Here is a 13927-nt window from a genome sequence, read left to right as displayed (position 1 = left end):
AAAACTTCAAGATAAAGAATAGGTACAAATTTGAAATCAGCACTTTTTAGCATGACGATTTTGGCCTTGGCTATGAGCTCGGGGCAAACTGCCTGGGCAAAATCATCTGCACATCCGGATAAAGTTTTAAACCTGGCTTTCGAAGCACCTGATGACGGTTTTGATATGGTCAAAACCTATAATTTTTATAGTGGTAGCGTTGCTGAGGCTATTTTTGAGCCTTTGTTGCGTTATGACTATCTGGCCCGGCCTGCAATTTTGGCTCCGAATACCGCCGAGTCTTTACCCGTCGTGGAACAGGATGGCAAAGTTTATACCTTTAAAATCAAGCCAGGAATTTATTTCAGTCCGGATCCGGCCTTTCAGGGCAAGAAGCGTGAACTGCTCGCCCGGGATTATATTTATTCCATGCAAAGGGTGATGGATCCAAAAAACCATTCGCCTTCTTTTTCCTTTATCGAAGGTAAAATTCTTGGCGTAGATCAAGTCATTCAGCAGGCCAAAAAATCGGGCAAATTTAACTATGATGCTCCGATTGCCGGTTTAAAAGCTCTAGATAAATATACCTTACAAATTACCCTGACCCGTTCAGATCTGAACTTTCCTTACATTCTAGCCTATGTTGCTTTTGCTGGTACTGCACGTGAAGTCATCGAATATTATGGCGATCGAGTAGGTCAGCATCCAGTCGGAACAGGGGCATACCAGTTACACAAATATGTACCGCGTAGCCGCATTGAGCTGACTGCCAACCCAAATTATCGCGGTTTTGTCTGGAACTTTAAGGGGGATGGTTCAGAGTGGGATCAGCGGATTGTTAAAGCCATGCAAGGCAAGCAGATGCCGCAAATTGGCAAGGTTAAGATCAGCATCATTGAAGAAGAACAGTCGCGCTGGCTGGCCTTAAAATCTGGACAATTAGACTATGACAAACTGACTGCAAGTGGTGCTGAACAGGCGCTGGAAAATAAGCAGCTAAAAAGTGAATATAAGAAAAAAGGCATCCTGCATTATCCAAATAAAGAGCCGGAAATCACCTATACCATCATGAATATGCGTGATCCGGTGATTGGTGGGGATTCACTGGAAAAAATTGCACTACGCCGTGCTATTGCCTTGTCCTATAACCAGAAAGAAGCCATCCAGCAGCTATATAAAGGGCATGCTGTTAAAGCTGAAATGATTCTTCCTGAAGGTGTGGGTGGATATAACCCGGATTATAGAAGCAGTATTGCCTACAACCCATTGCTTGCCAATAAACTGCTCGATCGTTTTGGCTACAAGAAAGGTGCCGACGGTTACCGTACCTTGCCTGATGGTAAACCATTGGTTCTGAAAATGAACTCGACCAGCTCAAGCTCTTCCGTTATTTCTGCGGAGCTATGGAAAAAGAACCTGGATGCAATTGGAGTAAAAGTTGAATTTAAAGTCAGTAACTTTGCCGACAATTTAAAAGAAGCCACCCAGTGCAAACACATGATGTGGGGTGGCGCCTGGATTGCAGATTATCCGGAAGGGGAAAATTTTGCCCAGTTGCTGTATGGCCCAAATGCCCAGCAAGGTAACCTGAGCTGCTATACCTCTAAAGCCTATGACGCGCTGTATCAAACTGCGATGAAACTGCCGCCTCAGCAACGCACTCCATATTATGAGCAGATGAACCGCCAGATGGAGGCCGATAATCCATGGATTTTGCACAATACCCGGGTACGCAACTGGCTGATTCATCCACAGGTACAGGGCTTTAAGGCACATCCGGTGACTAGAGCAGTTTGGCAATATCTGGATATTGAGCCTGTTAAAAAATAACTTGAGAAGATTAAGAACCAGTATGAATGTGAATACAAACGCTTTAAAAAAGCTGGCCAGTGGGGTCTTAGTGGCCAGTTTAATGATAGCAGGTGCTGCACCCACATGGGCTGCTAATCCCGCTAATCCGAATAAAGTCTTAAAAACGGTCTTTCCCGCAGCTGAAACCGGTTTCGACCCCGGTTATATCCATGATCGTTATTCTGCCAAGATTAACTCAGCGATTTTCGAAACCTTATATACCTATGATTATCTGGCCTCACCGGCGAAACTGGTGCCATTGACTGCAGTAGATATGCCTCAAGTCAGTGCAGACGGTTTGACTTATACCATTAAAGTTAAAAAGGGCATTTACTTTGCAGATGATCCAGTCTTTGGTGGTAAAAAACGTGAACTGACCGCCTATGACTATGCCTATTCTCTAAAGCGTCTCTTAGATCCAAAGCTTAATTCACCAAATAGCTGGTTGCTGGATGGCCGGATCAAAGGGCTGGAAGCTTGGACAGCCATGGCGAAAAAGAATGGCAAGGTCTATGAAAATCCATTTGAAGGCATTCAGACTCCAGACCGCTATACGCTGGTACTCAAGCTGAATAATCCGGATCAGAACTTTCCGATGTTGCTGGCCCACGGTCCGGCTGCCGCAGTCGCACGCGAAGTCATCGAAAAGTACAAAGACAAAGCTGGCTGGGTGATGAGTAAGCCGGTCGGTACAGGGCCTTATGTGCTTAACCGCTGGACACCGGGGTCACGCATTATCTTAAAGCCGAATCCGGCTTACCGTGGTTTTGTCTGGAACTATAAAGCTAACACTGCAGAAGACCAGGCGATTGTCAGTGCGATGCAGGGCAAAAAAATGCCTCAAATCGGCACCATTGATGTGCGTGTGATTGAAGAAGCACAATCACGGATGTTGTCATTTAAGAAAAATGAACTGGATCTGGTGGAAATAGACGGCGATCTGGTCGTACAGGCATTGGATGGTGACAAGTTAAAACCTGAGCTGGCCAAGCAAGGCATCAAGCTGTCGCGCATGTTGGAGCCATCGATTAACTACCATTACTGGAATATGCAAGACCCGGTAGTGGGTGGTTTTACACCAGAAAAAATAGCCTTACGTCGTGCGATGGCAATGGCTTTTTCTGTTGAAAATATGATTAGCGTACTCCTTAAAGGAGATGGTGCAAAACTGCACATGCCTATCCCGCCAGGAGTTGCAGGTTATTCACCTGCCTATAAAACCAGTACACCCTATTCGGTCAAGGCAGCCAACATGTTGCTGGATCGCTATAACTATAAGATCAGTGCGGATGGCTGGCGGAGAACTCCTGAAGGCAAACCTCTGGTGATTGAACTAATTACTGCCAATACCAGTCGTGGGCAGCAACAGGGCGAATTCTGGAAAAAGACCCTAGATAATATTCATATCAAATTGACCAGTAAGGCCATGCCATTTGCTGAAGGCATCAAGCTGGAAAAGCAATGTAAAACCATGTTTAAAAGCTCTGCATGGATTGCCGATTATCCGGATGCAGACAACTTCATGCAGCTGTTCTATGGCAAAAACGTCAATGTCACCAATAATGCCTGCTTTAAGCATGCGGAATATGACCGTTTATATGAACAGAGTCAAAGCATGCCACCGGGTCCTGAACGGGATCTGGTTTATCGCAAAATGACCCGTATTCTAGAGGTCAATATGCCAACCATGATGCTGTATAGCACCTATCGTAATGCATTAACGCAACCTCATATTATTGGACACAAGTCCCATCCGATTCTGTCTACAGAATGGATATATATCGATATTGATACTAAAAAGTAAGAAAAAGCTGGAGATGATGATGACATTAAAACACTTGAAATTTACCACACTCTGTCTGGCGATGATCGGGGGATCTCAGACCGTCATGGCAGAGACCCAAACCCAGCTTTTGCCTTCATTCAAGGCTGCAGAAATTCCGGCATTGTGTGATGCCAATCTGGATAAAATGCAAAAAGATATCCAGAAATTTGAAAGCCAGAAAATCAAAAATAAGGCTGAAGCCCGTCCTTATCTGGCAGCTTGGGATACATTGCAGGCATCGATTGGTGATTTTGTTTCACCTATCGGTTTATATAGCAATGTTGATCCTGATCCGGCCTTGCGTCAGGCGGCAGATGACTGTGAGCTGAAAATCAGTAAATATCTAACTTCCATGTATCAGAGTCCAAAACTGTATGCCCAGTTCAAGAAACTGAAAGCCACAGATCCGGTCGATGAGAAATTCCTGAAAGATATTCTGAATCAGTTTGAAAAAACCGGGGTGCAACTCAGCGCAGAGAAGCAGAAGCGTCTGAAGGAAATTATTGAAGAAAGTACCAAACTGGGGCAGGACTATTCCAAGAATGTACGTGATAACCCTGAAAAAGTTGAATTCACTGCTGCAGAACTAAAAGGTTTACCTACGAGCTATATCGCCGGTTTAAAGAAAAATGAAAAGGGAAATTATCTGCTCGGCTTCGACTATCCGGAATATCAGCCGTTTATGGAGCTGGCAGAGAGTGATGAAGCACGTAAACGTTATCAGACTGCGTATACCCGTCGCGGTACCGAGAAAAATCTCGAATATATGAAAAAGGCTATTGATCTGCGTTATGAACTGGCCCAGCTCTTTGATAAAGATAGCTATGCGTATGTTGCTTTAAAAGATCGTATGGCCAAAACCCCAGAAGCAGTCAATAGTTTTCTGGATGAGGTCTATGCCAAAGTTGCGCCATTAGAAAAGCAGGATGTTGAAGAATTACGTCAGTTCAAGGCAGAAACCTTAAAAATTCCTTTGGAAAAAGCAGAGATTGAGCGCTGGAGTCAGGGTTACTGGAGTGAAAAACTGCGTCAGGCCAAATATAAGGTGGACCAGGAAAAACTGCGTGATTATTTCCCGACTGAAGCGGCGCAAAAATGGTTATTTGCGGTTTCTTCCGAATTATATGGGATTGAATTCAAGCCAGTAAAAGTCAAAGCCTGGCACGATGAAGTCGAATATTATGCCGTGCATGATAAAGCCACCGGTGAGTTTATGGGCGGACTTTATGTCGATAAATACCCACGTGAAGGCAAATATGGCCATGCTGCAGTCTGGGGTGTTTATGGTGGCAGCCGTTTAAATCATCGCCGTCCGGTCTCTGTTTTGGTGACCAACTTCAACCGTAAAGGTCTGAACAGTAATGAGCTGGAAACCTTTGTGCATGAAATGGGTCATGCGCTGCATGGAATTTTATCGAAGACCCGTTATACCGAGCAGTCAGGTACATCGGTAGAGCGTGACTTTGTTGAAGCACCTTCACAAATGTATGAAGAGTGGGCGCGCCGTTTCGAGACTTTATCTAAAGTAGCGGATTACTGTGAACCAGCTTGTCCTCGTGTTGATGAAGCCATGACCGAACGCTTAAAGAACGTGAAAAATTATGGCCGCGGCCTGCATTATGCCCGTCAGACTTTATATGCTCAGTACGACATGGCCCTGCACGGTAAAGATGCGAAAAGCATTGATCCGTTAAAACTCTGGCAAGATATGGAAAGTAAAACTGCATTGGGTTCTGTTCCAGGTCAGCAATTCCCGGGTCAGTTCGGACACTTGATGGGTGGCTATCAGGCGGGTTATTACAGCTATATGTGGTCAGAAGTACTGGCACTCGACATGCTATCCGCTTATGGTGATCATCTGATGGATCCGAAAGTCGGCATGCATTATCGCGAGACCGTACTGGCACAAGGCGGACAAAAACCGGGCGATCAGATGGTTAAGGATTTTCTGGGCCGCGAACCGGACAGCAAAGCTTTCTTTAATGAAATTTCAGGACATTAAGTCAAGGAAGGAAAGCGATGCTGGCATATATTATTCGAAGGATTTGGCAAATGATCCCCACCATGCTGGGGGTGATTCTGCTGATATTCCTGTTATTTAACTGGGTCGGAGGAGATCCGGCCTATATCCTGGCCGGTAAAATGGCCAATGCTGAGCAGATTGAAAATATCCGCCAGCAGCTCGGGGTCGATCAGCCTTATTACGTACAACTCTGGATTTTTATCCAGCAGATTTTGACCTTTGATTATGGCGTGAGCTGGAGTACCGGTGAGTCGGTATCCCAGATTATTACCACGCGTTTGGGGCCATCACTGACCATTCTGATTCCACTCACGATTCTGCAAACAATCGTTTCAATCATTCTGGCACTCGGGGTAGCTTCAGTACGCGGTTCGTTGACTGACCGCATGATCATGATGTTGTGTACCATCGGTATGTCGATCAGTATTCTGGTATATATCATCGTGTTCCAGTATGTCTTGGCTTATGAACTGAGCTGGTTTCCGGTACAGGGCTGGAGCGATAACTTTACTGAAAACTTATTCAAATATGCACTATTACCAGTATTAATCATGCTGGTGGTGAGTATTGCACCGACCTTACGTCTGTACCGCAGTTTTGTTCTGGATGAAGTCAATCAGGATTATGTCCGCACCGCACGTGCCAAAGGTCTGGGCGAAAGCCGTATTCTGGGCGTGCATGTACTGCGCAATGCTTCGATTCCAATCATTACTGATGTCATGGCGGGACTTCCGGCTTTACTGATCGGTGCTTTCCTGATTGAACGTTTCTTCGGTATTCCTGGCATTGGCCGTGAAGTAATTATCGCAGTTGAGCGTTCTGACTTTCCGGTGATTAAAGCGATTACGGTCTATGTTGCGGCTGCGACCATGTTATTTAACCTGATTGCCGATCTGATCTATAAATGGGTCGATCCACGTGTACAGTTGAAGTAGGTGAATTATGCTGAGTGCGATATTTAAAAAAGAGCAACATGCTTCAGCAGTGCCTGAGTCTGCTTCAACCGGATTATGGCAGCTGGCGTTGCGTCGTCTGAAACGTGACCGCATTGCGATGTTCTCCCTATTTGTGGTGCTGTTTTATCTGCTGATGCTTCTGCTTTCCATGACCGGTATGATTGCCAAGGACTGGAATAAGGAAGTGGCGGTGAGTTATGCACCCCCAAGTTTTATCTATACACCGTCTGTACCTGGAGCTGCAGGTGAAGATCAAAATACTGAATCTGCCGTAGTGCCAGTTAATCTAGTTGATCCTTTAAAAGATGTGATTGCTGAACTGGAAGCAGAAATTGCTGCTGAACAGGGTGCAGGTGCGATTGATTATTATGGTGTAGTCGATCCACTGGCTGAAGATATGAAAGCCATTGATCAGGAATTAGGTGGTCAGTTACTGGATCAGAGTAGTGAGCTTAAACAGAGCCTGTTCTTTGGCGCAGATAAATGGGGTCAGGATGTACTACTGAAAACCATTAAAGGTGCAGAAACTTCGATCTTGGTTGGCCTGATTGCTGCGCTGGTTGCGGTGGTGATTGGTACGGTACTGGGGGCGATTGCTGGTTATTTCGGTGGCTGGGTCGATGATGTCCTGAACTGGTTCTACAATATCTTTACTTCTATTCCATACTTATTGCTTGTATTAGCGATTGCAGCAGTACTGCAACAAAAAGGGATCTTATCGATTATCCTGATTTTGGGTCTGACTGGCTGGACTGGGGTGTTCCGTTTGGTTCGTGCTGAATATATGAAGCATACTGCGCGTGAATATGTGCTGGCAGCGAAAGCCATTGGGGTAAGCAATATGCGCCGTATCTTCGTGCATATTTTCCCGAATGTCAGCCATATCGCTTTGGTTCAAATGTCTATTCTTGCAGTGGCCTTTATCAAGTCCGAAGTGATTCTGAGCTTCTTAGGCTTTGGCGTACCGATTGGGGTAGTGTCATGGGGTAGTATGCTGAATGAAGCGCAAAGCGAGCTGATTTTAGGAAAATGGTGGCAGTTAACTGCGGCATCGGTGGCGATGGCGGTACTGGTGACAGCTTTCTCAATGTTTACTGATGCATTACGTGATGCATTAGATCCAAAACTGAAATAGGAGCGCAGCGATGTCTGAAATGAATCCAAGCACAGCACCCGCGTTACTTCGCGTAGACAACCTGCGCGTCAGTTTTAAAGGTGAAAATAAACAGTACGTGGAAACGGTCAAAGGAATTTCATTTGAAATTCCGGCCAATACCACAGTGGCATTAGTCGGTGAATCCGGAAGTGGTAAATCTGTGACTTCATTGGCAGTGATGGGACTATTAGCACCTGAGAACTCGAAGGTCGCTGAAGACAGTCAGATCCTGTTTGAAGGTCGGGACCTATTGAAACTTAAGTCGAGTGAAATGCGTCAGATCTGTGGCAAAGAAATTGCCATGATCTTCCAGGAGCCGATGTCCTCATTGAATCCAGTGTTTACTGTAGGCATGCAGATCTCGGAAATTCTACGTCTGCATTTGGGCATGAATAAAAAGCAGGCCCGTCAAAGAACACTGGAACTTTTGCAGGAAGTCGGTATTCCTTCTCCGGAAACCAAAATTGATGCTTATCCGAGTCAGTTGTCTGGCGGACAGCAACAACGGGTCATGATTGCGATGGCAATTGCCTGTGAACCGAAACTCTTGATTGCTGATGAGCCAACGACAGCACTGGATGTGACCATTCAGAAACAGATTCTGGATCTGCTTGAATCCCTGCGCCAGCGCCGTCAAATGTCGATGTTATTCATCAGTCATGACCTGGCGGTCGTTGGTGAAATTGCGGATCAGGTCATTGTAATGCGTTATGGCGAGATTCGTGAGCAAGGTTCGGTGACAGAAGTCCTGAACAATCCTCAGGATATTTATACCCAAGCCTTGTTGCATTGCCGCCCACAGCTCTCGCACCGTCCTTTGCGTTTGCCGGTGATTAGCGACTTTATGAAACAGGATAGTCTGGCACATGACCTGCATGCGAACGCTCCGCTAAAACAGGAGCGTTCTCGTGGTTTAAAAGGTAATGAAGAGATCATTCTGGATGTACGCGATCTGAAAAAATCCTTCTATAGCCGTAAAGGCCTATTTGGCAAAGATGAATTTCAGGCCGTGAAAGGGGTGTCTTTTCAGCTGGCTAAAGGCAAAACCTTAGGACTGGTTGGTGAATCAGGTTCTGGTAAAACCACGATTGGTTTACTCTTGATGCGTCTACAGCAGGCCACAGGCGGCAAGGCGTTGTTTCAGGGCAAAGATATCTTGTCGATGACTGAAAAAGAGTTTACAGCCTATCAGCGTAAAATCCAGATCATTTTCCAGAATCCGTATGCTTCGCTGAATCCGCGTTTTACCGTGGGACAAATCCTGATGGAGCCGATGCAGATTCATCATATCGGTAAGGATGATGCAGAACGTAAACAGATGGCACTGGATCTGCTGGAACGGGTCAGCTTGCCGGCTCAAGCTTTCTATCGCTATCCGCATGAGTTCTCAGGTGGTCAGCGTCAGCGGATTGCAATTGCACGCTGTCTGACCTTAAAGCCTGAAATCCTGATCTGTGATGAATCCGTGTCCGCACTGGATGTATCGGTACAGGCACAGGTGCTGAACTTATTGCAGGATTTACAGGATGAGTTTGGTCTGAGTTATATCTTTATTTCGCATGATTTATCAGTAGTGAAATATATTTCTGATCAGATTATGGTGCTAAATCATGGTGATCTGGTGGAAATTGCCAACTCAGATGACCTGTATCAATCGCCACAGCATGAATATACCAAGCGTTTACTTGGTGCTATTCCGCAAGGGATTCCACAATAATATTTTAAGTTCCAAATATAATGCCCACATTGTTGGGCATTTTTTATGACTGAACGATGTTTTCAGGAAACAAGTGAGATAGCTGCATATGTATCAGATTCTGGTCGGCTGTACTGAACAGACTAAGGTTAAGATCATGATCCTGTGCGGCTGTATGGAAGCGGAGCAGCCCAGTCTGCTGCTGATCTGCAGGAGGAATCATGATATATTCAACCTTCTGAACTTCACTGAGTTTGCATATCTTGCTGTAAGGATGACCAAAGAGAGACCAAACAATATCATGCTCAGAAATGACCAATATCCGATTTGTTTTTATAATATGGACTACCAGTACCAATAACAGAGAGGAACCGATCAGTATACAGGTCCATGAATCCAGTATTTTTAGAGGCTGCATACTGAAATCACGAAGAAAATGAATATCGCTGAAAGGGATGGAGCTGCGCTGATGATCTGCTCTTTGCCAGATGCTGTAATGAACCAGCATAAAATGAACTAGCATTAGTATGTAGAAACCATAAAGCCGGGAAGCCTGAGGTGCCACCGGATGATAATATTGGGTCATTATTATTGTTCTTGCAAAAAAAAGAGCCACCGAAGTGACTCTATCTTATTTAAAGCCTAGAACTTTTTGAAGCCTTTGTTGACGCCATATAAACCGCGTGATGCATTACCTTCACGGTTTTCGCGGCGACCAAACTGGTTGTCTTCACGGTTGTCACGACGTGCAAACTGGGTACCATTCTGGTTTTCACGACGACCAAAGCCCTGATCATCGCGACGTTCACGGTTGTTGTATTGTGGCTGCTCATCGGTATCACGGCGTTGCTGACGCAGGTAACCACCACGGCGCGCAGCCATTGGTTTTTCCTGCATACGTTCGTTACGACGTTTCGCCATACCGAATAAGCCAGTACCTTGACGCGGTTTCAGTTCAACTGATTTGGTCAGGTTGTCGATATCCTGTTTATCCAGTTCAATCCAGCGACCTGTACGAAGTTCACGTGGCAGAATCACGGTACCGTAACGGGTACGTAACAAGCGGCTGACTTTCAGGCCTTGTGATTCAAAGATACGACGAACCTCACGGTTACGACCTTCTTTCACTACTACCTGATACCAACGGTTGATCCCGTCACCACCCAGTTCAGAGAATGATTCAAACTTCGCAGGACCATCATCTAGCACCACGCCTTTCAGCATGTTGTTTTTCAGTTGTGGAGTCACTTCACCCATGACACGAACCGCATATTCACGTTCAATTTCATTGGATGGGTGCATTAAACGATTCGCCAGTTCACCGTCATTTGTGAACAGTAACAGACCGGTCGAGTTAATATCCAGACGGCCGACCATGACCCAGCGATCGCCTTGAATTGATGGGAGGTTGTCAAATACTGTTGGACGCTGTTCAGGATCATTACGTGAACAGATTTCGCCTTCTGGCTTGTAATAAATCAGGACACGACGACGGATTTCGTCTTCAATCTGGAACTGCACTTTACGACCATCGATGCGAAGCTCATCACCTGGTTCGATTCGTTCACCCACTTGGGCAATCTGCCCATTCACACTTACACGACCTGCGGCAATGACTTCTTCCATATAACGGCGAGAACCCAAACCAACACGTGCAAGCACCTTTTGCAACTTTTCACTCATGACAGCATAACCTTAGAAATAATTATTCAACAGTTCACCTATTTATGACTTCGGTGCATTCGCATCGAGCGCCATAAAAGCTTCCTTGGCATCCTGCAGGGGAGGCAATTGGCCTAAAGAATTTAAGCCAAACGCATTTAAAAATTGTGGCGTTGTCACTAACAACGCAGGTCTTCCAGGGAGTTCACGAAAGCCGGATTCTTTAATCCAGTTCCAGTCAAACAGCGTACGCAAAATCTGACTGTTATTCGTGACACCACGAATTTGTTCAATATCAGCTCGGGTCACTGGCTGATGATAAGCAATCACCGCAAGCATCTCCAGTAATGAAGGTGACAGGCGTGTCGGTCGCTCAGGCCAGGTCTGTGCAATAATATTACGATATTTTACACGCACTTGAAAACGGTAACCTTGCACAGTTTCAACCAGTTCAATAGAACGGCCATGCATCAGCATGGAAAGCTGCTGTAAATACTGGCGCAGCTCCTGCTTGCTATAGCGATCCTGAAATGCTTCTTTCAGTCGAGCTAAGGAAACAGGGGAATCACTGGCAAAAATAATCGCTTCCAGCTGCATCAGAATTTCATGCAGATTATCTTCCGCAGACAAGGAGATATTATGTTCTGTGTTCATGCGTGTGCTCCTTGAATTGCGAGCGGTGCCTCAATGCCTGAGGCAATAATTTGAATTTTTTGCTGGCGGGTAAGTTCTAGTACGGCCATAAAGGTCACGACTACACCCATGCGTCCCTGACTTGGCTTGAGTAAATGATCAAAGGACAAGACTTCACCAGATTCCAGACGGCTTTCAATATAGGCAATCCGCTCTTCCAGTAAAACAGGCTCCTGTTGCACTTGATGAATGACCGGTTCAGGACGGTTAAAGACACAAAGCAAGGCATCACGCAGCAGATCGGCACTATGACCTTCATTCGGCTGGATAAACTCACCCAGGTGAACATTGGTCTGAAAGGTATCACGTTCCAGAATTGTCATCTGACCCAGACGTTCTGCAGCCTGCTTGATTCTTAAATAATTTTCCAGACGCTCAATTAGATCCTGTTTCGGATCCTGTTCAACCACAGCCACGCTTTTCGGTTTAGGCAGTAATAAACGGGATTTGAGATCGGCCAGTAAAGCAGCCATCACCATATAATCCGCAGTCAGCTCAATATTCAGGGATTTCATCGCATCCATATAGGACAGATATTGGGAGGCAATCGGCGCGATATCAACCTGCAACAGGTCAAAACCATTTTTCTGGATCAGGTAAATTAAAAAGTCGAGGGGGCCTTCAAAATGTTCTAACAGAATTTCAAACGCTGCCGGAGGAATATACAGATCCTCTGGAATCGTATTTTGCCATTCATCCAGAACCCGGATGTTTGGAGCAGATTCCATAGCGTTATGGGGCATTTGAGTCATTACAATTATAAGCCACGCGAATTTTCAAAGGCATGAAATGGCTTATTCCCCGAGCTCTTGTCAGGAGAAAAAGCACATAATTTGGTAGTTGGCATTGTACTGGAAAATTGTCGTTAAATAAAATAGATATGCATTCAAAAGCAAAAAAACCATATTTATTTTAGGAGAAATTTTATTTTTTTAATTGGGTAAAACGCACAAGTCTGATATTAAACAGCATATTAGCTAAAATTAAATGCAATATAGTCTGGGTGGCTTAAGAAACTGTAACTTCATATAGAAAATTTTTAAAAGATTCTCAGCACCTATTAAATAGTGACTGAGTGGAAGCTCATCAGGAAACATGTGATAAAAATAAGAAAAAACAGTTATCTATCGCCTAAAAAATAAACTAATATAGCCAAAAAAATATTGATAAATAATAATCATAGATCAGGTTAATTATAAAAATGCCAATCATACTTGTGTTAATCGGCGTCATCGGCTTAGGGGTATTCTGGGGCTATCCTCAATATCAGCTCATGCAGCTTGAAAATGAAATGCGTACCAATTTGAAGTCTGGCGGTTTTTCCGGCTTTGTTGAGCAGGCTAAACCAGTGATGCAGGCCATGAAACTGGATTTTAGCGTACTGGACCAGTACCCTCATATTCGTTTCTATATGCGTAATACGCTTTATACGGGTAAAGATTTACCCGATGGTGTTACTGCGATGGTCAAAACCATGAGCTGTAATTCCATTGATTCTTTTAGGACTATGGAATCCAAAGCCCGGACTGCGTTATTGAATGTGCTTGAAGAGGATCAAATCACTTTTCATGTTTCAGTCAAAAACAGGTTTGGTGCTGAACTTGCAACTCATCAGCAAAAACTGTCGGAATGTCCAAACTTCTTGCAGTTAAAACATTATAAAGAAGGTGATCCGTTACCCCCAATGCCAAGTTTGAATAATCAGGTTCCTTCGGTTGCACCAGCGGTCAGTACATCTACTCAGGATCGTGCAGCGAGCTATTAAATCTTGGCATGCGTGATCAGGTTATTTTAATTCTGCTCTCGCAATACATATTCGATGACACGTTGGCAGGTATCTGCCAGACAAACATTGTTCGTTGAATAAACTTGTAAAAGCTTTCTTGCCATCGCGATCTCAAGAAAGTATGAGTATTCAATATTGTTGATATTCAGATTTAATTCTGGCTTGGAATTTTTATCGATAGATATTGCCTTGGATTCGAGTGTCCAAGGCAGTTCGGCATAGATTAGATGATTGGCAGGAAATTCATCCAAGTTCAGCAGGAGATAAAACAGATTCACTTTATTTCCTCCTGAAACTGGA

The 13927-nt window shown here is 44.8% G+C and carries 12 protein-coding genes; 7 read left to right on the top strand and 5 right to left on the bottom strand.

The genetic code is table 11. The features are described from left to right. Positions 1-51: 51 nt before the first annotated feature. From C3F22_RS11135 to C3F22_RS11110, 6 genes are read left to right on the top strand one after another with little or no spacing between them, the layout of a single operon-like run. Entirely contained in the window at positions 52-1809 is a 1758-nt protein-coding gene (locus tag C3F22_RS11135; RefSeq protein WP_005234259.1) for an ABC transporter substrate-binding protein, read from the top strand. Positions 1810-1831: 22 nt separating this feature from the next. Beyond that, positions 1832-3634 (top strand): ABC transporter substrate-binding protein, encoded by a 1803-nt coding sequence (locus tag C3F22_RS11130; RefSeq protein WP_005234260.1) that lies wholly within the window; start codon positions 1832-1834, stop codon positions 3632-3634. Positions 3635-3653: 19 nt separating this feature from the next. Continuing rightward, positions 3654-5657, top strand: a complete 2004-nt coding sequence (locus C3F22_RS11125) for a M3 family metallopeptidase (protein ID WP_005234261.1) — start codon at positions 3654-3656, stop codon at positions 5655-5657. A gap of 17 nt (positions 5658-5674) precedes the next feature. Further along, on the top strand, positions 5675-6613 hold the full coding sequence (locus C3F22_RS11120) for an ABC transporter permease (protein WP_004783323.1): 939 nt from the start codon (positions 5675-5677) through the stop codon (positions 6611-6613). Between the two features lie 7 nt (positions 6614-6620). Then, positions 6621-7769 carry an ABC transporter permease gene (locus tag C3F22_RS11115; RefSeq protein ID WP_005234262.1) on the top strand — a complete coding sequence of 383 codons (1149 nt, stop codon included), beginning with the start codon at positions 6621-6623 and terminating at the stop codon, positions 7767-7769. 10 nt (positions 7770-7779) lie between these two features. Then, a complete protein-coding gene (locus C3F22_RS11110) occupies positions 7780-9507 on the top strand; it encodes an ABC transporter ATP-binding protein (RefSeq protein ID WP_005234263.1) in 1728 nt (575 codons plus the stop codon). A 43-nt stretch (positions 9508-9550) separates the two neighbouring features. On the opposite strand, the gene C3F22_RS11105 is transcribed toward C3F22_RS11110, so the two are convergent. From C3F22_RS11105 to C3F22_RS11090, 4 genes are read right to left on the bottom strand one after another with little or no spacing between them, the layout of a single operon-like run. Beyond that, positions 9551-10072, bottom strand: coding sequence for a hypothetical protein (locus tag C3F22_RS11105; protein ID WP_158651679.1), 522 nt, complete (start codon positions 10070-10072; stop codon positions 9551-9553). A 56-nt stretch (positions 10073-10128) separates the two neighbouring features. Next, positions 10129-11169, bottom strand: coding sequence for a 23S rRNA pseudouridine(2605) synthase RluB (gene rluB / locus C3F22_RS11100; protein WP_005234268.1), 1041 nt, complete (start codon positions 11167-11169; stop codon positions 10129-10131). 42 nt (positions 11170-11211) lie between these two features. Then, the gene (gene scpB, locus C3F22_RS11095; protein WP_005234269.1) at positions 11212-11802 is read right to left on the bottom strand and encodes an SMC-Scp complex subunit ScpB; all 591 of its coding nucleotides are present in this window, start codon (positions 11800-11802) and stop codon (positions 11212-11214) included. Beyond that, entirely contained in the window at positions 11799-12593 is a 795-nt protein-coding gene (locus tag C3F22_RS11090) for a segregation and condensation protein A (protein ID WP_034580827.1), read from the bottom strand. The genes scpB and C3F22_RS11090 overlap by 4 nt, the downstream gene beginning before the upstream one ends. 449 nt (positions 12594-13042) lie before the next feature. Between C3F22_RS11090 and C3F22_RS11085 the strand changes: the two genes are divergently transcribed. Further along, positions 13043-13606 (top strand): hypothetical protein, encoded by a 564-nt coding sequence (locus tag C3F22_RS11085; RefSeq protein WP_005234271.1) that lies wholly within the window; start codon positions 13043-13045, stop codon positions 13604-13606. 26 nt (positions 13607-13632) lie between these two features. Here C3F22_RS11085 and C3F22_RS11080 read toward each other — a convergent pair whose 3' ends face one another. Further along, positions 13633-13905 (bottom strand): hypothetical protein, encoded by a 273-nt coding sequence (locus tag C3F22_RS11080; protein WP_005234272.1) that lies wholly within the window; start codon positions 13903-13905, stop codon positions 13633-13635. Between the last annotated feature and the right edge of the window lie 22 nt (positions 13906-13927).

The organism is Acinetobacter sp. ACNIH1 (genome assembly GCF_002934695.1).
In the GTDB taxonomy this organism is placed as follows: domain Bacteria; phylum Pseudomonadota; class Gammaproteobacteria; order Pseudomonadales; family Moraxellaceae; genus Acinetobacter; species Acinetobacter variabilis.
This window is presented reverse-complemented; position numbering and strand designations above follow the sequence as displayed.